The 19,668-nt window shown below is 40.9% G+C and carries 20 protein-coding genes; all 20 read left to right on the forward strand.

Translation table 11 applies throughout. The annotated features are described in order from the left end of the window. Positions 1 to 249 precede the first annotated feature (249 nt). On the forward strand, positions 250 to 1,530 hold the full coding sequence (locus K4Z77_RS05360; RefSeq protein ID WP_224218691.1) for an O-acetylhomoserine aminocarboxypropyltransferase/cysteine synthase family protein: 1,281 nt from the start codon (positions 250 to 252) through the stop codon (positions 1,528 to 1,530). A 95-nt stretch (positions 1,531 to 1,625) separates the two neighbouring features. Continuing rightward, a complete protein-coding gene (locus K4Z77_RS05365) occupies positions 1,626 to 2,900 on the forward strand; it encodes a DUF2130 domain-containing protein (protein WP_224218692.1) in 1,275 nt (424 codons plus the stop codon). Between the two features lie 10 nt (positions 2,901 to 2,910). Then, positions 2,911 to 3,789, forward strand: a complete 879-nt coding sequence (gene truB, locus K4Z77_RS05370; RefSeq protein WP_224218693.1) for a tRNA pseudouridine(55) synthase TruB — start codon at positions 2,911 to 2,913, stop codon at positions 3,787 to 3,789. 110 nt (positions 3,790 to 3,899) lie between these two features. Further along, positions 3,900 to 4,538 (forward strand): uridine kinase, encoded by a 639-nt coding sequence (gene udk, locus K4Z77_RS05375; RefSeq protein WP_001181377.1) that lies wholly within the window; start codon positions 3,900 to 3,902, stop codon positions 4,536 to 4,538. A 127-nt stretch (positions 4,539 to 4,665) separates the two neighbouring features. Continuing rightward, positions 4,666 to 6,006 carry an exodeoxyribonuclease VII large subunit gene (gene xseA / locus K4Z77_RS05380; protein WP_224218694.1) on the forward strand — a complete coding sequence of 447 codons (1,341 nt, stop codon included), beginning with the start codon at positions 4,666 to 4,668 and terminating at the stop codon, positions 6,004 to 6,006. Further along, positions 5,984 to 6,196 carry an exodeoxyribonuclease VII small subunit gene (locus K4Z77_RS05385; RefSeq protein ID WP_224218695.1) on the forward strand — a complete coding sequence of 71 codons (213 nt, stop codon included), beginning with the start codon at positions 5,984 to 5,986 and terminating at the stop codon, positions 6,194 to 6,196. The genes xseA and K4Z77_RS05385 overlap by 23 nt, the downstream gene beginning before the upstream one ends. Continuing rightward, positions 6,193 to 7,068: a polyprenyl synthetase family protein gene (locus K4Z77_RS05390; RefSeq protein ID WP_224218696.1), complete on the forward strand. Its 876-nt coding sequence runs from the start codon at positions 6,193 to 6,195 to the stop codon at positions 7,066 to 7,068. The genes K4Z77_RS05385 and K4Z77_RS05390 overlap by 4 nt, the downstream gene beginning before the upstream one ends. Further along, on the forward strand, positions 7,061 to 7,876 hold the full coding sequence (locus tag K4Z77_RS05395; RefSeq protein ID WP_224218697.1) for a TlyA family RNA methyltransferase: 816 nt from the start codon (positions 7,061 to 7,063) through the stop codon (positions 7,874 to 7,876). The genes K4Z77_RS05390 and K4Z77_RS05395 overlap by 8 nt, the downstream gene beginning before the upstream one ends. After that, positions 7,869 to 8,300: an arginine repressor gene (locus tag K4Z77_RS05400; protein WP_001034402.1), complete on the forward strand. Its 432-nt coding sequence runs from the start codon at positions 7,869 to 7,871 to the stop codon at positions 8,298 to 8,300. Before K4Z77_RS05395 ends, K4Z77_RS05400 begins: the two co-directional genes overlap by 8 nt. A 6-nt stretch (positions 8,301 to 8,306) precedes the next feature. Continuing rightward, positions 8,307 to 9,974, forward strand: a complete 1,668-nt coding sequence (gene recN / locus K4Z77_RS05405) for a DNA repair protein RecN (RefSeq protein WP_224218698.1) — start codon at positions 8,307 to 8,309, stop codon at positions 9,972 to 9,974. A gap of 1 nt (position 9,975) precedes the next feature. Continuing rightward, positions 9,976 to 10,704 carry a metallophosphoesterase family protein gene (locus K4Z77_RS05410; RefSeq protein ID WP_224218699.1) on the forward strand — a complete coding sequence of 243 codons (729 nt, stop codon included), beginning with the start codon at positions 9,976 to 9,978 and terminating at the stop codon, positions 10,702 to 10,704. 78 nt (positions 10,705 to 10,782) lie between these two features. Further along, positions 10,783 to 12,606, forward strand: a complete 1,824-nt coding sequence (lepA, locus tag K4Z77_RS05415; RefSeq protein ID WP_224218700.1) for a translation elongation factor 4 — start codon at positions 10,783 to 10,785, stop codon at positions 12,604 to 12,606. Between the two features lie 261 nt (positions 12,607 to 12,867). Further along, complete coding sequence (locus K4Z77_RS05420) at positions 12,868 to 13,344, forward strand: PTS sugar transporter subunit IIA (protein WP_224218701.1); 477 nt, start codon at positions 12,868 to 12,870, stop codon at positions 13,342 to 13,344. A 38-nt stretch (positions 13,345 to 13,382) separates the two neighbouring features. After that, entirely contained in the window at positions 13,383 to 13,688 is a 306-nt protein-coding gene (locus K4Z77_RS05425) for a PTS sugar transporter subunit IIB (protein ID WP_000590547.1), read from the forward strand. Between the two features lie 46 nt (positions 13,689 to 13,734). Continuing rightward, a complete protein-coding gene (locus K4Z77_RS05430) occupies positions 13,735 to 15,210 on the forward strand; it encodes a PTS galactitol transporter subunit IIC (RefSeq protein WP_224218702.1) in 1,476 nt (491 codons plus the stop codon). Positions 15,211 to 15,413: 203 nt separating this feature from the next. Continuing rightward, positions 15,414 to 16,310, forward strand: coding sequence for an aldose 1-epimerase family protein (locus tag K4Z77_RS05435; protein ID WP_224218703.1), 897 nt, complete (start codon positions 15,414 to 15,416; stop codon positions 16,308 to 16,310). A gap of 283 nt (positions 16,311 to 16,593) precedes the next feature. Next, positions 16,594 to 17,019 carry a galactose-6-phosphate isomerase subunit LacA gene (gene lacA / locus K4Z77_RS05440; protein WP_000029277.1) on the forward strand — a complete coding sequence of 142 codons (426 nt, stop codon included), beginning with the start codon at positions 16,594 to 16,596 and terminating at the stop codon, positions 17,017 to 17,019. A gap of 30 nt (positions 17,020 to 17,049) precedes the next feature. After that, a complete protein-coding gene (gene lacB / locus K4Z77_RS05445) occupies positions 17,050 to 17,565 on the forward strand; it encodes a galactose-6-phosphate isomerase subunit LacB (RefSeq protein ID WP_001216910.1) in 516 nt (171 codons plus the stop codon). 10 nt (positions 17,566 to 17,575) lie between these two features. After that, positions 17,576 to 18,505 (forward strand): tagatose-6-phosphate kinase, encoded by a 930-nt coding sequence (locus K4Z77_RS05450; RefSeq protein ID WP_224218704.1) that lies wholly within the window; start codon positions 17,576 to 17,578, stop codon positions 18,503 to 18,505. 1 nt (position 18,506) lies between these two features. After that, positions 18,507 to 19,487 carry a tagatose-bisphosphate aldolase gene (lacD, locus tag K4Z77_RS05455; RefSeq protein ID WP_224218705.1) on the forward strand — a complete coding sequence of 327 codons (981 nt, stop codon included), beginning with the start codon at positions 18,507 to 18,509 and terminating at the stop codon, positions 19,485 to 19,487. The last annotated feature ends 181 nt before the right edge of the window (positions 19,488 to 19,668 follow it).

The following is a 19,668-nucleotide window of genomic DNA, read 5'->3' on the forward strand; positions in this document are numbered from 1 at the left end:
AAAAAACCTTTATTTGTTATGCAAAAAAATAGAAGATAGGATAGAGAATCACTTTGATGATCTCAATCACACCTCCTATTCAAGTAGTTAGATCACTAACTTAATGACATTGCGATTGATTCGTGCTTTTTTTATTTTTAAAATAAGGCAATAGTTATTTATTATATCAAAATATAGAAAAACTGATATTTGTAAACTATACCTTAAGGTGCTACAATATCTTTAATGAAACTATATGGAGGTCGTTTTATGGCTCGTGATTTTAAATTTGAAACTTTGCAACTACACGCTGGTCAAGTTGTGGATCCAGCAACTAAGTCTCGTGCAGTGCCGATTTATCAAACAACATCCTTTGTTTTTGATGACACGCAGGAAGGTGCCGATTTGTTTGCTTTGAGAAAACCAGGGAACATTTATACTCGTATTACAAATCCTACAACGGCTGCCTTTGAAGAAAGAATTGCTGCTCTTGAAGGTGGTGTTGGAGCTCTTGCAACAGCATCAGGTATGGCTGCAGTGACTTATACGATTTTGGCGCTTGCCCATGCAGGTGACCATGTAGTGGCAGCATCAACTATTTACGGTGGAACCTTCAATCTCTTGAAAGAAACCCTTCCTCGTTATGGGATCACAACAACCTTTGTCGATGTGGATAATTTGGAGGAAGTGGAAGCAGCTATCAATGACAATACCAAGCTTGTCTTGATTGAAACCTTGGGAAATCCCTTGATTAATATTCCAGATTTGGAAAAATTGGCTGAGATTGCTCATAAACACCAGATTCCACTAGTTTCGGATAATACCTTTGCAACACCTTATTTGATTAACGTTTTTTCTCACGGTGTAGATATTGCCATTCACTCTGCGACTAAGTTTATCGGTGGGCATGGTACGACTATTGGAGGAGTGATTGTTGACAGTGGTCGTTTTGACTGGGAGGCTTCAGGGAAATTCCCTCAATTTGTTGAGGAAGACCCAAGCTACCACAATTTGAGCTATACCCGTGATGTGGGTGCAGCAGCCTTTATTATAGCAGTCCGTGTTCAATTGCTTCGTGATACAGGTGCAGCCTTGTCGCCATTTAATGCCTTCTTGTTACTCCAAGGACTTGAAACCCTTTCACTTCGTGTGGAACGCCATGTGCAAAATGCAGAGAAAATTGTTGATTTCCTTGTCAACCATCCTAAGGTAGAAAAAGTCAACTATCCAAAACTTGCAGATAGTCCTTATCATGCCTTGGCTGAGAAATATTTACCAAAAGGTGTGGGTTCAATCTTTACCTTCCATGTCAAAGGTGGAGAGGCAGAAGCACGCAAGGTAATTGATCATTTAGAAATCTTTTCTGACCTAGCAAACGTGGCAGATGCTAAATCGCTTGTTGTTCATCCAGCTACAACCACTCACGGTCAATTGTCAGAAAAAGACCTTGAAGCAGCAGGTGTCACACCAAACCAAATTCGTTTGTCAATCGGTCTTGAAAATGTAGAGGATTTGATTGAAGACTTGCGCTTAGCCTTGGAAAAAATTTAAAGAAAAAGAAGATAAACAGTGGGTTTCGACTCGCTGTTTTTGATTTTCCTTTAGGCATGATATAATGGTTAAAGAAGTCTAGAAAGAGGAACGATATGAACGAAATCAAATGTCCCAACTGTGGGGAAGTCTTTACAGTAAATGAAAGTCAGTATGCCGAACTTTTGTCTCAAGTGAGAACGGCAGAGTTTGATAAGGAATTGCACGACCGGATGAAGCAGGAACTGGCCTTGGCTGAGCAAAAGGCCATGAATGAACAACAGTCTAAACTAGCTCAAAAAGACCAAGAAATTACGCAATTACAGAGTCAAATTCAAAACTTTGATACAGAAAAAGAATTGGCCAAGAAAGAGGTTGAACAGACAAGTCATCAGGCTCTCTTGGCTAAGGATAAGGAAGTACAGGCTTTGGAAAACCAATTGGCAACCTTGCGTTTGGAGCATGAAAATCAACTGCAAAAGACCCTTTCTGACCTAGAAAAAGAACGGGATCAGGTTAAAAACCAGCTTCTTTTACAAGAAAAAGAAAACGAGCTTTCTCTTGCTTCAGTTAAGCAAAACTACGAAGCCCAGCTCAAGGCAGCTAGTGAACAAGTCGAATTTTATAAGAATTTCAAAGCTCAACAATCCACAAAAGCCATCGGGGAAAGTTTGGAACACTATGCGGAAAGTGAGTTTAACAAGGTCCGTAGTTTCGCTTTTCCAAATGCTTACTTTGAAAAGGATAACAAGGTTTCTGCGCGTGGGTCTAAAGGGGACTTTATCTTCCGTGAGTGTGATGAAAATGGGGTCGAAATCATTTCCATCATGTTTGAGATGAAAAATGAAGCAGATGGAACAGAGAAGAAGCACAAGAATGCAGATTTTTATAAGGAATTAGACAAGGATCGTCGTGAAAAGAACTGCGAATATGCCGTTCTGGTGACCATGCTTGAGGCCGATAATGACTACTTTAACACAGGGATTGTAGACGTCAGCCACGAGTACGAAAAGATGTATGTGGTTCGTCCTCAATTCTTTATCCAATTGATTGGGCTTTTGAGAAATGCTGCGCTTAATTCTTTGAAATACAAGCAGGAGTTGGCACTTGTCCGTGAACAAAACATTGATATCACTCACTTTGAGGAAGACTTGGATGCCTTTAAACTAGCCTTTGCCAAGAACTATAATTCAGCTTCGACTAACTTTGGTAAAGCAATCGATGAAATCGACAAGGCCATCAAGCGGATGGAAGAAGTTAAGAAATTCTTGACAACTTCTGAAAATCAACTTCGTTTAGCTAATAATAAACTGGAAGACGTTTCAGTAAAAAAACTAACTCGAAAAAATCCAACCATGAAAGCGAAGTTTGAAGCATTGAAGGGGGAGTGAGAAAGCAAAAATGAACGGTATTATTAACTTAAAAAAAGAAGCGGGGATGACCTCGCATGATGCGGTTTTTAAACTGCGTAAGATTTTGGGAACCAAGAAGATTGGTCATGGTGGGACCTTGGATCCGGATGTAGTGGGTGTTTTGCCCATTGCAGTTGGCAAGGCGACACGCATGGTCGAGTTTATGCAGGACGAGGGCAAGGTCTATGAGGGGGAAATCACTCTGGGCTTTTCCACGACGACTGAGGATGCCAGTGGAGAAGTGGTCGCTGAGACACCCGTTCTGTCGCCCTTGGATGAAAAGCTTGTCGATGAAGCAATCGCTAATTTGACTGGGCCTATTACTCAGATTCCACCTATGTATTCGGCTGTCAAGGTCAATGGTCGTAAGCTTTATGAGTATGCGCGTGCTGGTCAGGAAGTGGAGCGTCCAGAACGTCAGGTGACCATTTATCAATTTGAACGGACAAGTTCGATTTCTTATGATGGCGAACTTGCACGTTTTACTTTTCGTGTGAAATGCAGTAAGGGAACTTACATCCGTACCTTGTCTGTTGACTTGGGAGAAAAATTGGGTTACGCGGCCCATATGTCTCAGTTAACTCGTACTAGTGCTGCAGGTTTACAACTAGAAGACGCTCTTACCTTGGAAGAAATTGCTGAAAAAGTGGAGGCTGGCCAATTGGACTTTCTCCATCCTCTAGAGATTGGGACAGGCGACCTTGTCAAAGTTTTCCTATCCCTAGAACAGGCTACAGAAGTACGCTTTGGTCGTTTTATCGAGCTAGACCAGACAGACCAAGAATTAGCTGCCTTTGAAGATGATAAATTGCTAGCCATTCTAGAAAAACGGGGCAATCTCTACAAGCCAAGAAAGGTTTTTATCTAATCTAACTGGAGTGTGGGGATGGAATTCTTCCCCTTGACTATCCAAATCAGACTATAAATTTTGTAAAAAATGTGATAGAATAGACCACGGATAAAAAAACGGAGGATAGCATGCAAAATAGACCAATCATTATCGGAGTGACAGGTGGTTCTGGTGGAGGTAAGACCAGTGTTTCAAGAGCCATTTTATCGCATTTTCCTGATGAAAAGATTTCCATGATTGAGCATGATTCATATTACAAGGATCAGTCTCACTTGACCTTTGAAGAGCGTGTCAAAACCAACTACGACCATCCTTTTGCCTTTGATACAGACTTAATGATTGAGCAGATTAAGGAATTGTTGGCAGGGCGTCCGGTGGACATCCCGACCTATGACTATACAGAGCATACACGGAGTAGCAAGACCTATCGTCAAGAGCCTCAAGATGTCTTTATTGTTGAGGGGATTTTGGTCTTGGAGGACAAGCGTCTGCGCGATTTGATGGATATCAAGATTTTTGTGGATACGGATGACGATGTGCGCATTATTCGTCGTATCAAGCGTGATATGGAAGAACGTGGTCGTAGCTTGGATAGCGTTATTGACCAGTATTTAGGTGTGGTTAAACCGATGTACCACCAGTTTATCGAGCCAACCAAGCGTTATGCTGATATCGTCATTCCTGAGGGAGTCAGCAATACAGTTGCTATCGACCTGTTGACGACCAAGATAGAAAAGATTTTGGAAGAAGCTCGAAATAGCAAATAATCAGATGTGGAGGCCTTGCCTCCTTTTTCTATTTTTCTCTCATCATGGTACATAAATGGAGATTTTTAGGCATATTTTTGGTATAATAATACCCATGAAAGAGCAAGAAAATGAATAGTAGGTGGAGATGGAAAAGTATTTATCGGTAACAACTTTGACCAAGTATCTGAAAATGAAATTCGATAAAGACCCTTACTTGGAACGGGTCTATTTAACTGGTCAAGTTTCCAACTTTCGTAAACGACCTACTCACCAATATTTCTCCCTAAAAGATGACCATGCAGTTATTCAAGCGACTATTTGGTCTGGGGTTTATCAGAAATTAGGTTTTGATCTAGAAGAAGGAATGAAAATCAATGTGATTGGGCGTGTGCAGGTCTATGAACCAAGTGGTAGCTACTCCATCATCATTGAAAAGGCAGAGCCTGATGGGGTTGGGGCGCTTGCGATTCAGTTTGAACAACTCAAGAAAAAATTGACAGAAGAAGGCCTGTTTCAAGAACGCTTCAAGCAACCTCTGCCCCAATTTTCTAAGAGAATTGGTGTAGTAACCAGTCGCAGTGGAGCTGTGATTCGAGATATTATCACGACCGTCAGCAGGCGCTTTCCAGGTGTGGACATTCTTCTCTATCCGACCAAGGTGCAAGGAGATGGAGCAGCAGAGGAAATTGCTCGAAATATTGCGCGTGCTAATCAACGGGACGATTTGGATTTGCTGATTATTGGTCGTGGTGGAGGTTCTATCGAGGATCTTTGGGCCTTTAACGAAGAAATTGTGGTAAGAGCTATTTTTGAATCTCGTTTACCAATCATTTCTAGTGTAGGGCATGAGACGGATGTGACCTTGGCGGATTTTGTGGCAGATAGACGGGCTGCGACGCCGACAGCAGCAGCTGAACTGGCAACACCTGTGACCAAGTTGGATGTATTAGCTCATTTGCAAAATCAGGAAAAGCGGATGGCAACAGCAGTCCGAAATGTCCTATCGAAGAAACAAGAAGCTTTGAAAAAATGCAGTCAGTCTGTTATCTTTAGACAGCCAGAGCGTTTGTATGATGGCTATATGCAACGCTTGGATCAACTGCAACTGCGCTTAAAACAAAGTTTACGTACACGGATTTCTGATAACAAACAAGTCGTCCAAGCAAGGATGCATCGACTGATACAATTATCACCTGTTACCAAAATCCAACGCTATCAAGATCGTCTAGGCCAGTTGGATAAGCTCCTCCGTAGCCAAATGGCTTTGGTTTATGATGCCAAGGTTGCTGAAGTCAAGCGACTTTCAGAAGCCTTGTTGATGTTGGATACCAGTCGAATCGTGGCGCGTGGTTATGCTATTGTCAAAAAAGAAGAGTCCGTTGTAGATTCGGTTGAGAGTTTGAAGAAAAAAGATCAAGTAACGCTTTTGATGCGAGATGGTCGAGTAGAATTAGAGGTTAAAGATGTCAAAACAAAAGAAATTTGAGGAAAATCTAGCAGAACTGGAGACCATTGTTCAAAGTTTGGAAAATGGTGAAATTGCTCTGGAAGATGCGATTGCTGCCTTTCAAAAGGGCATGGTCTTGTCAAAAGAGCTCCAAGCGACGCTGGACAAGGCTGAAAAGACCTTGGTCAAGGTCATGCAAGAAAACGGAACAGAAAGTGATTTTGAATGAAGAAGCAAGAAAAATTAGCTCTTGTCGAGTCGGCTTTGGAAGATTTTTATGGAGACCAGCAGTTTGCCTCTAGTTTGCGAGAGTCTGTTCTCTATTCCATTCATGCTGGTGGCAAGCGTATTCGACCTTTTCTCTTGTTAGAAGTTCTGGAAGCCTTGCAGATCGCTATTAAACCTGCTCACGCACAGGTTGCTGCGGCCTTGGAAATGATTCATACAGGGAGCTTGATTCACGATGACCTTCCTGCCATGGATAATGATGATTACCGTCGAGGACGATTGACCAATCACAAGAAATTTGGAGAAGCAATGGCAATTTTGGCAGGAGATGCCTTGTTCCTAGATCCTTATGCCTTGATTGCGCAGGCAGATTTGCCAAGTCAGATCAAGGTGGACTTGATTGCCAATTTATCTCTTGCTTCAGGAAGTCTGGGAATGGTGGCAGGGCAGGTTTTGGACATGGAGGGTGAACACCAGCATTTATCTTTGGAAGAACTTCAGACCATTCATGCCAATAAGACTGGAAAATTACTAGCTTATCCCTTCCAAGCAGCTGCTATCATTGCTGAATTGTCACCTGAAATACAGGCAAAACTCAAAACTGTTGGCGAATTAATAGGACTTGCTTTTCAAGTTCGAGACGATGTGCTTGATGTGACAGCTAGTTTTGAGGAAATCGGCAAGACTCCACAAAAGGATTTGCAGGCTGAAAAATCAACCTATCCAGCCTTATTGGGCTTGGAAGAGGCCATTGCCTTTTGTAACCAAACTCTGGATCAAGCTAATGCCAAATTAGAAGAAATTGCCCAGCAAGTTCCCTTTGAGATAGAATCGATTGTAAGAGTAGTAGAAAGTTTGAGAATCAATGGCTAAGGAAAGAGTGGATGTACTAGCTTATAAACAGGGTTTGTTTGAAACGCGAGAACAGGCTAAGCGCGGTGTGATGGCTGGTCTAGTTGTAGCAGTCCTGAATGGAGAACGGTTTGACAAACCAGGAGAGAAAATCCCAGATGATACCGAGCTAAAACTCAAGGGTGAAAAACTCAAGTATGTCAGCCGTGGTGGCTTGAAATTGGAAAAAGCCTTGCAGGTCTTTGATTTGTTAGTTGAAGGAGCAACAACAATTGATATCGGTGCTTCTACTGGAGGTTTTACCGATGTTATGCTACAGAATGGTGCTGAGTTAGTCTTTGCAGTTGATGTTGGTACCAATCAATTGGCTTGGAAATTACGCCAAGACCCACGTGTTGTCAGCATGGAGCAGTTTAATTTCCGCTATGCTGAAAAGACTGATTTCGAGCAGGAACCGAGCTTTGCCAGCATTGATGTGAGTTTCATTTCCCTCAGTCTGATTCTGCCAGCCTTGCACCGTGTGTTAGCTGATCAAGGTCAGGTTGTGTCTCTAATTAAGCCTCAGTTTGAGGCAGGACGTGAGCAGATTGGAAAAAATGGAATTATTCGAGATGCTAAGGTGCACCAGAATGTCCTTGAATCTGTCACAGCTATGGCAGTAGAGGAGGGTTTTTCAGTCCTTGGTTTGGACTTTTCTCCTATCCAAGGAGGTCATGGAAATATTGAGTTTTTAGCGTATTTGAAAAAAGAAGAGTCAGCAAGTAATCAGGTTCTTGCTGAGATTGAAGAAGTAGTAGAGAGGGCGCATAGTCAATTTAAAAATGAATAAAAAAGAGAGACTTGAAAAAATTAGACGATTTGTGACAGATTATCAAATCGGCACGCAAGAAGAAATCGTAGAACATTTGAAAGAGGCAGGCATCACTGCCACTCAGGCAACGGTATCACGAGATATCAAAGAACTAGGTATTGTCAAAATTCCTTTGAGAGACAATACTTATGTCTATGAATTGCCTAAATCAATCGTAAAAAGTTTGCAATTGGCTGAAGACAATATCGAATCTGCTGAATTGATGGAAAAGATGATCAATCTCCAGGTTATCCCAGGAAATACTGCTTTTGTAAAAGCTCAGTTAATCGAGACTTTTGCGGACAAGATTTTCAGCTGTTTGGCTGATGATAGCTCGATTTTAGTCATTGCCAGAAGTGAAAGTCTAGCTGAGGAAATCTTTGAACAAGTAAAAAATTGGTAGGTCTATATGTTACTTGAAATTTCGATAAAAAACTTTGCCATTATTGAGGCTATTTCCCTCAATTTTGAAAAGGGAATGACTGTCCTGACTGGTGAAACAGGCGCAGGGAAGTCGATTATCATTGATGCCATGAATATGATGTTGGGAGCTCGTGCGACGACAGATGTTATTCGTCATGGTGCACCAAAGGCAGAGATTGAAGGGCTTTTCTCAGTTGAAAATAGTCGCCTTTTACAGGAAATTTTTGATGAGCAAGGTTTAGAATTGGGTGATGAGATTATCATCCGTCGGGAAATTCTGCAAAATGGTCGTAGTATCAGCCGTGTGAATGGTCAGATGGTTAATCTGTCGGTTTTGCGTGCTATTGGGCAACATCTTGTAGATATTCATGGTCAGCATGACCAAGAAGAATTAATGCGTCCTCAACTGCACATCCAGATGTTGGATGAATTTGGCGATGCAGCTTTTTGGGACTTGAAAGAAACCTACCAGACGAGTTTTGATGCCTATCGAAAAATGCGCAAGCAGGTTCTGGAAGTCAAGAAAAACCAACAGGAACACAAGGCTCGTATTGAAATGTTGGAATTTCAAATGGCAGAGATTGAGGCAGCAAACTTGCAGGCTGGAGAAGATTTGGCTCTTAATCAAGAGCGTGATAAACTGCTCAACCATAAAAATATTGCGGATACACTGACCAATGCCTACAGCATGTTGGACAATGAAGATTTTTCAAGTCTGGCCAATGTTCGTTCAGCCATGAATGACATGGAAAGTATCGAAGAGTATGACCCTGAATACCGTGAAATTTCAAGCTCACTGTCTGAGACCTACTATGTCTTAGAAGACATTAGCAAACGTTTGGAAGCTATTATTGAGGACCTTGATTTTGACGGCAATCGTCTCATGCAGGTTGAGAATCGTTTGGACCTCCTTCATACTATTACCCGTAAGTATGGTGGGGCTGTAGACGATGTCTTGCTTTACTTTGCTAAGATTACAGAAGAGTACAATCTCTTGACAGGTAATAACCTTTCGTCTGAGGACATGGAAGCAGAGCTCAAGAAATTGGAAGTCAATCTTGTTGATTTGGCAGGTCAGCTTGCATCTGCTCGTCATGATTTGGCCCAGCAGCTAGAAGCAGAGATTAAACAAGAACTGCAAGACCTCTATATGGAAAAAGCCCAGTTTCAGGTTCGTTTTAGCAAGGGCAAATTCAGTCGTGAGGGAAATGAAATGGTCGAGTTTTACATTTCAACCAACCCTGGCGAAGACTTTAAACCCTTGGTTAAGGTTGCGTCTGGTGGGGAATTATCTCGTCTCATGCTAGCCATTAAGTCTGCCTTTTCTCGTAAAGAGGGCAAGACAAGTATTGTCTTTGATGAAGTGGATACAGGAGTTTCAGGTCGTGTAGCTCAGGCTATTGCGCAGAAGATTCACAAGATTGGCCAACATGGTCAGGTTCTGGCTATTTCTCATTTGCCACAAGTGATTGCGATTGCGGATTATCAATTCTTTATTGAGAAGATTAGCAATGACCATTCAACAGTTTCGACTGTTCGTCTTTTGACGGTTGAAGAGCGAGTGGAGGAAGTTGCCAAGATGTTGGCAGGTGATGATGTGACAGAAGCTGCCCTGACGCAAGCCAGAGAATTGTTGAGAAATAGGGAGAAATAAGATGACAGACTATTATGTAATTGGAGATGTTCATGGAAAAGCAGGGATGCTAGAAGACCTTCTCAAAACTTGGGATGGTCAGACCCAGTTGCTCTTTCTAGGGGATTTGATTGACCGTGGTGAGGATAGTCGCCGTGTTCTTGAAATGGTCAAGAACTTAGTGGACAATCAAGGGGCCATCTGTCTATCAGGAAACCACGAGTATATGTTTTTGACTTGGCTAGATGACCCAGAAGAAAGTTATGACCATTATCGTCGCAATGGTGGAGATACAACCATTAACTCTATCCTAGGTCGTCCCTTGGATGCACCGGTTGATGGAGTTGAGGATGCTAATCGTGTTGCCACCGAAGCAGCAGATTTGGTTGAATTTATTCGTCAAATGCCATTTGTGGTAGAGACAGACAAGTATATTTTTGTTCACGCAGGTATTGATTTGACCTTAGACGACTGGCATGAAACCACAGATTACAAGAAAGTATGGCTTAGAAAACCATTCCACGAAGCTGAAAATCATACTGGAAAAACTATTGTCTTTGGTCATACACCGGTTTATGGTTTGTTAAAGCAAGAGCGTGGTACTGCTGAGCTTTGGACTACAAAAGATGGCAAGATTGGAATGGATGGAGGAGCTGTTTATGGTGGTGTCCTTCATGGAATTGTCTTTACAGACCAAGGAATGACAGAACACCACTTTATCGAAAATGACGGCTTTGTCGCTGAAGATTAGTACTCCTAGCAGGGTATGGTCTTGTCAAAATGTCAAAAACAATTTATAATAAATAGATACCCTGAAAGGAAGAGAATCATGAACTTAGAAGAATTGAAAAAACGACAGGAGAAGATCCGTAACTTCTCTATTATCGCCCATATTGACCACGGAAAGTCGACTTTAGCAGACCGCATTTTGGAAAAGACAGAGACCGTTTCCAGTCGTGAAATGCAAGCTCAGCTTTTGGATAGCATGGATCTAGAGCGGGAACGTGGGATTACCATTAAACTCAACGCTATCGAGCTGAATTACACTGCAAAAGATGGGGAAACTTATATTTTCCACTTGATTGACACACCAGGGCACGTGGACTTTACCTATGAAGTTTCACGTTCACTCGCTGCCTGTGAAGGTGCGATTTTGGTAGTCGATGCTGCCCAAGGGATTGAGGCTCAAACCCTTGCCAATGTTTATCTGGCCTTGGATAATGATTTGGAAATCATGCCAGTCATTAACAAGATTGATCTGCCAGCTGCAGATCCCGAGCGCGTGCGTACAGAGATTGAAGATGTGATTGGTTTGGATGCCAGCGAAGCAGTCTTAGCATCAGCAAAAGCTGGTATCGGTATCGAAGAAATTCTTGAGCAAATCGTAGAAAAAGTGCCAGCGCCAACAGGTGATGTGACGGCGCCACTCAAAGCCTTGATTTTTGACTCTGTTTATGATGCTTACCGTGGGGTTATCCTCCAAGTGCGTGTTATGGATGGACTGGTTAAACCTGGTGATAAGATTCAGCTTATGAGCAATGGCAAGACTTTTGATGTTACGGAAGTTGGTATTTTCACACCAAAAGCAGTTGGTCGTGATTTCCTTGCGACTGGTGATGTTGGTTATATTGCAGCGTCTATTAAGACAGTTCAGGATACGCGTGTGGGTGATACCGTTACCTTGGCAACCAACCCTGCGGCAGAACCATTACATGGTTACAAGCAGATGAATCCTATGGTCTTTGCGGGTCTATATCCTATCGAGTCAAACAAGTATAATGACCTTCGTGAAGCACTTGAAAAATTGCAACTGAATGATGCCAGCTTGCAGTTTGAACCAGAAACATCTCAGGCACTTGGATTTGGTTTCCGTTGTGGTTTCCTTGGGCTTCTCCATATGGATGTAATTCAAGAACGTTTGGAGCGCGAGTTCAACATTGACCTCATCATGACAGCTCCATCCGTTATCTATAAGGTTAACTTGACCGACGGTGAGTCTATGGATGTCTCTAACCCATCTGAGTTCCCAGACCCAACCAAGATTGCAACCATTGAAGAGCCTTATGTTAAAGCTCAAATCATGGTACCGCAGGAGTTTGTCGGAGCAGTAATGGAATTGGCTCAGCGCAAGCGTGGGGACTTTGTGACTATGGATTATATTGATGACAATCGTGTTAATGTTATCTATCAAATTCCTCTTGCTGAAATCGTCTTTGACTTCTTTGATAAACTTAAATCTTCAACACGTGGTTATGCAAGCTTTGACTATGAATTGTCAGAGTACCGCCCATCTAAGCTGGTGAAAATGGATATCCTTCTCAATGGAGACAAGGTTGATGCCCTCAGCTTTATCGTTCACAAGGACTTTGCCTACGAACGTGGGAAACTCATCGTTGATAAGCTCAAGAAAATCATCCCTCGTCAACAATTTGAGGTGCCAATTCAAGCAGCAATTGGACACAAGATTGTGGCTCGTACTGATATCAAGGCCCTTCGTAAGAATGTACTTGCCAAGTGTTACGGTGGTGACGTTTCTCGTAAACGCAAACTCCTTGAAAAACAAAAAGCTGGTAAGAAACGTATGAAAGCTATCGGATCAGTAGAAGTACCACAAGAAGCCTTCCTCAGCGTCTTGAGTATGGATGAAGAATAAGTTGTCAGAATTATTTTTCCTTGTTTACAGGAAATTTATATAAGAATTAATAGTAAAGCAGGCTTAAATGGTCTGCTTTTTTAGGTTCTGGAACGCAATAAGTGTTTGGGATGTTTGTTTAATTGTTTGTTTTTATATAATAAACTATAAAAACAACAAAAATATAAAAAAAGAGACAAAAAAGAACAGAAAAATATTGACAACGATTTCATATAGTGTTATACTTATAGCATAAAGTTAATGGAAAGAAGGGAAAACCTTATGGGATTAGATCATTTCTTTGACAAAAACCTTGTGTTTTGCTTAGAAGCGGATAATCAAGAACAACTATTTGATCAGGTAGCTACCTTATTGGAAGAACGAGAAATCGTGACTCCAACCTATCGCGAAGCCTTGATCACGCGTGAAAAGTCATTTCCAACTGGCTTAGATATGGAATTTTTGGGTAAGGATTTGCCGAATGTTGCTATTCCTCATACAGATATTGTTCATAATCTAGCTGAAAAAGTTGTAGTGGTTCGATTAGAAAAACCAGTGACTTTCCACAATATGATTGCACCAGATAAGGAAGTAGAAGTATCCTTGCTCTTCTTTATCATTAATAACTCAAGTTCAAGTCAAACCAACATTCTTGCTCAGTTGATGGACTTCTTTACTGGAAATGGTCATCTTGAAGACCTATCAAGAATTTCAGAACCAGAAGCTCTCTATGCTTATATAGCTGAAGCAACCGCTTAATCTTGTCAATTAAAAATATTAAATCGGAGGAAATCCATATGATTAAAATTCTTGCTGCCTGCGGTGCAGGTGTTAACTCAAGCCACCAAATTAAAAGTGCTCTTGAAGAAGAACTTTCAAACCGCGGTTTTGATGTTCACTGTGATGCAGTAATGGTCAAAGACGTTAATGAAGACCTTATCAAAGGTTATGACATCTTCACACCAATTGCTGCGACAGACCTTGGTTTTGACCCAGGTATTCCAGTTATCGAAGCTGGACCAATCTTATTCCGTATCCCAGCTATGAGTGCTCCAGTATTTGACAATATTGAAGCAGCCATTAAAGAACACGGGTTAAGCTAATTCTAATTTGTTAACATTCATATAACATAAAAAGGGAGGAACTATTATGGATGTCATTATCGAACTAGCCAATAAGCTGTTCAAACCTATCTTGGATATGGGTGGACCGATCATCATGCTGATCATTTTGACAGTATTGGCTCTACTTTTTGGAGTGAAATTCTCCAAAGCGCTTGAAGGTGGTATCAAACTTGCCATCGCTCTTACTGGTATCGGTGCTATCATCGGTATGCTAAATGGTGCTTTCTCAGCATCACTTGCAAAATTCGTTGAAAATACTGGTATTCAATTGAACATCACCGACGTTGGTTGGGCACCGCTTGCTACAATCACTTGGGGATCTGCTTGGACACTTTACTTCTTGCTCATCATGTTGATTGTCAACGTAGTGATGCTTGCTATGAAGAAAACTGATACACTTGACGTTGATATCTTTGATATCTGGCACTTGTCTATCACAGGTCTTTTGATTAAATGGTATGCAGACAACAATGGTGTGAGCCAAGGAGTTTCACTCTTCATCGCTACTGCAGCAGTTGTACTTGTTGGGGTTCTTAAAATTATCAACTCTGACTTGATGAAACCTACATTCGATGACCTTCTTAACGCACCAAGTTCATCACCAATGACTTCAACTCACATGAACTACATGATGAACCCAGTTATCATGGTTTTGGATAAGATTTTTGAAAAATTCTTCCCAGGTCTTGATAAATATGACTTTGATGCCGCTAAATTGAACAAGAAAATCGGTTTCTGGGGTTCTAAATTCTTCATCGGTTTCATCCTTGGTATCGTTATCGGTTTGATGGGTACTCCACATCCAGTTGCAGGTGTTGAAGGCGCTGATAAATGGGAACTTGTTATCAAAGGTTGGTTGTCTCTTGGTTTGACAGCCGGTGTATCTTTGGAACTCTTCTCACTAATCGGTTCTTGGTTCATCGCCGCCGTAGAACCACTTTCACAAGGTATTACAAACGTTGCTACTAAACGTCTTCAAGGACGTAAATTCAACATCGGTCTTGACTGGCCATTCATCGCTGGTCGTGCTGAAATCTGGGCTTGTGCCAACGTACTTGCACCAATCATGTTGGTTGAAGCAGTGCTTCTTTCAAACGTCGGAAATGGTATCTTGCCACTTGCAGGTATTATCGCTATGGGTGTTACTCCAGCTCTCTTGGTTGTAACACGTGGTAAATTGCTCCGTATGATTATCTTCGGAACACTCTTGTTGCCACTCTTCCTTCTTTCAGGTACGCTTATCGCACCATTTGCAACAGAACTTGCTAAAGGTGTAGGTGCCTTCCCAGAAGGTGTGAGCCAAACTCAATTGATCACTCACTCAACTCTTGAAGGACCAATCGAAAAACTTCTTGGTTGGTCAATTGGTAACACTACAACAGGTGATATCAAAGCAATCCTTGGTGCTGTAGTCTTCCTTGTATTCTATATCGGTATCTTTGCTTGGTACAGAAAACAAATGATCAAACGTAACGAAGAGTACGCAGCAAAAGCAAAATAATGCGCTCCTATAAAATGTAAGCTCAATGAAAATCAAAGAGCAAACTAGGAAGCTAGCCGCAGGCTGTACTAAAGTACGGCAAGGCGACGCTGACGAAGTTTGAATTGGATTTTCGCAGAGTGTAAATTGTTGAAACTAGGTTGTCATACCATTAGGAGTGACAGCCTAGTTTTTTATAAACTATCAAGAAATCGGAGAAAATAATGGTAATTGAATTAGAATCAGAACAATTAAGTGTTCAATTTAACAGTTTTGGCGGGGCTCTTTCTTCTATAAAAGATGCTGAAGGTCTTGAGTATTTGTGGCAAGGGGATGCCACTTATTGGAGTGGACAAGCTCCTGTTCTATTCCCCATTTGTGGTTCATTGAGGGATGATACAGCCCTCTATATAGATGAGAAGGGACAAGAAAGTAAAGGGAGCATTCCTCGTCATGGTTTGGTTCGTAAGAAAGAATTTGAATTAGTTGAACAGACAGACAAGAGTGTAACTTTTGTAATTGAAGACGATGAGAATAGCTATAAAAACTATCCTTATCATTTCCGACTAGAAATCACTTATATCCTTACTGGCAAGACAGTACGAACTCAATACAAGATTTTCAACAAAGAAACTAGCAAGGTCATGCCTTATTTTATCGGTGGGCATCCAGGCTTTAATTGTCCTCTACTTGATGATGAAGACTATGAAGATTACTATTTAGAGTTTGAGAAAGCAGAAACTTGCTCTGTTCCACGTCCTTTCCCAGAAACGGGGATGCTTGATTTCCAAGATAGAAGTCCATGGCTAGAAGGTCAAAAAGAAGTAGACCTCAGCTATGATTTGTTTAGCACAGATGCAGTTACTTTAGATGAATTACAATCTAGAACAATTGCCCTTCGTTCTCGTAAACATGATAAAGGGTTGAAAGTGCACTTTGCAGAGTTCTCAAATCTCATTATCTGGTCAACTTTGAATAAGGGACCTTTCATTGCTTTTGAACCATGGTCTGGCTTGTCAACATCCCTTGAAGAAGGAGATTATCTAGAAGATAAGAAGAAAGTTCGTCTCCTAGAACCTGGTCAAGTAGATCAAATTGGTTTTGATATTGAAATCTTTTAGATAAAAAACCACAAAAACAAACATTAACTGTTGACTTTTTCGATAAATAGGAGTATATTATGTTTGTAAGCAACAAATGATGTTTGTAACAAACAAATAATCGCTTGTTATATTCTCTTTGAAAGAGAGATTATTTATAGGAAATTGATTTCCTAAACTTGAATAAGGTGTAAGTCATCTCATTCAATCCAATTTGTTAATAAACTGCTAGAAAGCTTTTTGTAGATGAACTGCTAACTATAAAAGTCTTTACTAGCCTAGAAAATAAAAAGGAGTATACAATATGTCTATTGTTATCGGTGCAGATGCTGCAGGTTTGAGATTGAAAGAAGTTGTGAAAGACTTCTTGGAAAAAGAAAACTTCCACGTTGTGGATGTTACAGCTGAAGGTCAAGACTTTGTTGATGTGACTCTTGCTGTTGCTGCAGAAGTAAACAAAGAAGAACAAAACCTTGGTATTGTCATTGATGCTTATGGTGCTGGTCCATTCATGGTTGCAACTAAAATCAAAGGAATGGTTGCTGCAGAAGTATCTGACGAACGTTCAGCTTATATGACTCGTGGCCACAACAACTCACGTATGATCACTATGGGTGCACAACTTGTTGGTGATGAATTGGCTAAAAATATCGCTAAAGGATTTGTTAACGGTAAATACGATGGTGGACGTCACCAAATTCGTGTTGATATGTTGAACAAAATGTGCTAATTAGATTACAGTAAGAAAGGTAAGTTAAAAATGAGAATTGCAATTGGATGTGACCACATCGTAACAGATGAAAAAATGGCGGTTTCAGAATTTTTGAAATCAAAAGGATATGAAGTCATTGACTTCGGTACATATGACCATACACGTACTCACTACCCAATCTTTGGTAAAAAAGTAGGGGAAGCTGTAACTAGCGGTCAAGCTGATCTTGGGGTATGTATCTGTGGTACTGGTGTTGGTATCAACAACGCTGTAAATAAAGTCCCAGGTGTCCGTTCTGCCTTGGTTCGTGATATGACAACAGCTCTTTATGCTAAAGAACAATTGAACGCTAACGTTATCGGTTTTGGTGGTAAGATTACTGGTGAATTGCTTATGTGTGATATCATCGAAGCTTTCATCCATGCTGAATACAAACCATCTGAAGAAAACAAGAAATTGATTGCGAAAATTGAACACCTTGAAAGTCACAATGCTCAACAAACAGACGCAAACTTCTTCACTGAATTCCTTGAAAAATGGGATCGCGGAGAATACCACGACTAAGAGGTGACCTATGATTTTAACAGTCACAATGAACCCATCCATTGATATTTCCTATCCCTTGGATGAGTTGAAGATTGATACTGTCAATCGTGTGGTTGATGTAACCAAAACTGCTGGTGGTAAAGGACTCAATGTTACCCGAGTACTTTCAGAATTTGGCGATTCAGTTCTTGCTACTGGTTTAGTTGGTGGCAAACTTGGTGAGTTTTTAGTTGAAAATATTGATGATAATGTTAAGAAAGATTTCTTTTCTATTCAGGGAGAAACTCGTAACTGTATCGCTATTCTTCACGGAGACAACCAAACAGAGGTTCTTGAAAAAGGTCCTGAAGTATTGGAACAGGAAGGTCAAGACTTTTTGGAACATTTCAAAAATCTCCTAGAGTCAGTTGAAGTAGTAGCTATCTCAGGTAGTCTGCCAGCTGGTCTTCCAGTTGATTACTATGCGAGCTTGGTAGAACTTGCTAATCAAGCTGGCAAGCCTGTTGTTTTGGACTGCTCTGGTGCAGCTCTTCAGGCGGTTCTTGAATCACCATATAAACCAACAGTCATCAAACCAAATAATGAGGAATTGTCTCAGCTTCTAGGAAGAGAAGTTTCTGAGGATTTGGATGAATTAAAAGAAGTACTTCAAGAACCTTTGTTTGCAGGTATTGAATGGATTATCGTTTCACTTGGTGCCAATGGTGCCTTTGCTAAACATGGTGATACTTTCTACAAGGTCGATATTCCTAGAATTCAGGTAGTCAACCCTGTCGGATCTGGAGACTCTACTGTAGCAGGAATTTCTTCAGGACTTCTTCATAAAGAATCAGATGCAGAACTGCTCATCAAGGCAAATGTCCTTGGTATGCTCAATGCTCAAGAAAAAATGACTGGTCATGTCAACATGGCCAACTATCAAGCTCTATATGATCAATTAATAGTAAAAGAGGTATAAAATGTCTTTAACAGAACAAAAACGTGCACGCTTAGAAAAACTTTCTGATGAAAATGGTATCATCTCAGCTCTTGCATTTGACCAACGCGGTGCTTTGAAGCGCCTCATGGCTCAACACCAAACAGAAGAACCAACTGTAGCTCAAATGGAAGAACTTAAAGTTTTGGTAGCAGATGAATTGACTAAATACGCTTCATCAATGCTTCTTGACCCTGAGTATGGACTTCCAGCAACTAAAGCTCTTGATGAAAAAGCTGGTCTTCTCCTTGCTTATGAAAAAACAGGTTACGACACAACAAGTACAAAACGCTTGCCAGACTGCTTGGATGTTTGGTCTGCAAAACGTATTAAAGAAGAAGGTGCAGATGCAGTTAAATTCTTGCTTTACTATGATGTAGATAGCTCAGACGAACTCAACCAAGAAAAACAAGCTTACATCGAACGCATCGGTTCTGAGTGTGTGGCTGAAGATATCCCATTTTTCCTTGAAATCCTTGCTTACGATGAAAAAATTGCTGACGCAGGTTCTGTAGAATACGCTAAAGTAAAACCACACAAAGTTATCGGTGCTATGAAAGTCTTCTCAGACCCACGCTTTAACATTGATGTCTTGAAAGTTGAAGTTCCTGTTAACATTAAATATGTTGAAGGTTTCGCTGAAGGTGAAGTAGTATATACACGTGAAGAAGCAGCAGCCTTCTTCAAAGCACAAGATGAAGCAACTAACTTGCCATACATCTATTTGAGTGCTGGTGTATCAGCTAAACTCTTCCAAGATACTCTTGTATTTGCTCATGAATCAGGTGCGAACTTCAATGGAGTTCTTTGTGGCCGTGCAACATGGGCTGGATCGGTTGAAGCATACATCAAAGATGGTGAAGAAGCAGCACGCGAATGGCTTCGCACAACTGGATTTGAAAACATTGATGAACTCAATAAAGTTCTTCAAACAACAGCAACTTCATGGAAAGAACGCGTGTAAGAAAGTCCTCCTAGTTTAGGAACATGAATCTAAAAATTTTTAAAAAAAGTTGTATGTAAAGGTTTACAAAATAACTTACTTGTGCTATACTTAAATCACAAGTTAATACAAGGTGAGTGTTACTAAGTAATATTAGGCATGATCACAGGTGAATTAGAAATCGGCTGATTTTCTAGTTCAT

The sequence above is a fragment of the Streptococcus mitis subsp. hohhotensis genome, from assembly GCF_020089495.2.
Taxonomy (GTDB): Bacteria; Bacillota; Bacilli; order Lactobacillales; family Streptococcaceae; genus Streptococcus; species Streptococcus hohhotensis.

Bases quoted from the DNA above. Each gene is read 5' to 3' on its own strand.
- K4Z77_RS05385 (WP_224218695.1), top strand. From the start codon at position 5,984: ATGTCAAAACAAAAGAAATTTGAGGAAAATCTAGCAGAACTGGAGACC.
- lacD (WP_224218705.1), top strand. From the start codon at position 18,507: ATGTCTTTAACAGAACAAAAACGTGCACGCTTAGAAAAACTTTCTGAT.
- truB (WP_224218693.1), top strand. From the start codon at position 2,911: ATGAACGGTATTATTAACTTAAAAAAAGAAGCGGGGATGACCTCGCAT.
- recN (WP_224218698.1), top strand. From the start codon at position 8,307: ATGTTACTTGAAATTTCGATAAAAAACTTTGCCATTATTGAGGCTATT.
- xseA (WP_224218694.1), top strand. From the start codon at position 4,666: ATGGAAAAGTATTTATCGGTAACAACTTTGACCAAGTATCTGAAAATG.
- K4Z77_RS05430 (WP_224218702.1), top strand. From the start codon at position 13,735: ATGGATGTCATTATCGAACTAGCCAATAAGCTGTTCAAACCTATCTTG.
- K4Z77_RS05395 (WP_224218697.1), top strand. From the start codon at position 7,061: ATGGCTAAGGAAAGAGTGGATGTACTAGCTTATAAACAGGGTTTGTTT.
- lacA (WP_000029277.1), top strand. From the start codon at position 16,594: ATGTCTATTGTTATCGGTGCAGATGCTGCAGGTTTGAGATTGAAAGAA.
- K4Z77_RS05435 (WP_224218703.1), top strand. From the start codon at position 15,414: ATGGTAATTGAATTAGAATCAGAACAATTAAGTGTTCAATTTAACAGT.
- K4Z77_RS05360 (WP_224218691.1), top strand. From the start codon at position 250: ATGGCTCGTGATTTTAAATTTGAAACTTTGCAACTACACGCTGGTCAA.
- K4Z77_RS05365 (WP_224218692.1), top strand. From the start codon at position 1,626: ATGAACGAAATCAAATGTCCCAACTGTGGGGAAGTCTTTACAGTAAAT.
- K4Z77_RS05420 (WP_224218701.1), top strand. From the start codon at position 12,868: ATGGGATTAGATCATTTCTTTGACAAAAACCTTGTGTTTTGCTTAGAA.
- lacB (WP_001216910.1), top strand. From the start codon at position 17,050: ATGAGAATTGCAATTGGATGTGACCACATCGTAACAGATGAAAAAATG.
- K4Z77_RS05400 (WP_001034402.1), top strand. From the start codon at position 7,869: ATGAATAAAAAAGAGAGACTTGAAAAAATTAGACGATTTGTGACAGAT.
- lepA (WP_224218700.1), top strand. From the start codon at position 10,783: ATGAACTTAGAAGAATTGAAAAAACGACAGGAGAAGATCCGTAACTTC.
- K4Z77_RS05425 (WP_000590547.1), top strand. From the start codon at position 13,383: ATGATTAAAATTCTTGCTGCCTGCGGTGCAGGTGTTAACTCAAGCCAC.
- K4Z77_RS05450 (WP_224218704.1), top strand. From the start codon at position 17,576: ATGATTTTAACAGTCACAATGAACCCATCCATTGATATTTCCTATCCC.
- udk (WP_001181377.1), top strand. From the start codon at position 3,900: ATGCAAAATAGACCAATCATTATCGGAGTGACAGGTGGTTCTGGTGGA.
- K4Z77_RS05390 (WP_224218696.1), top strand. From the start codon at position 6,193: ATGAAGAAGCAAGAAAAATTAGCTCTTGTCGAGTCGGCTTTGGAAGAT.
- K4Z77_RS05410 (WP_224218699.1), top strand. From the start codon at position 9,976: ATGACAGACTATTATGTAATTGGAGATGTTCATGGAAAAGCAGGGATG.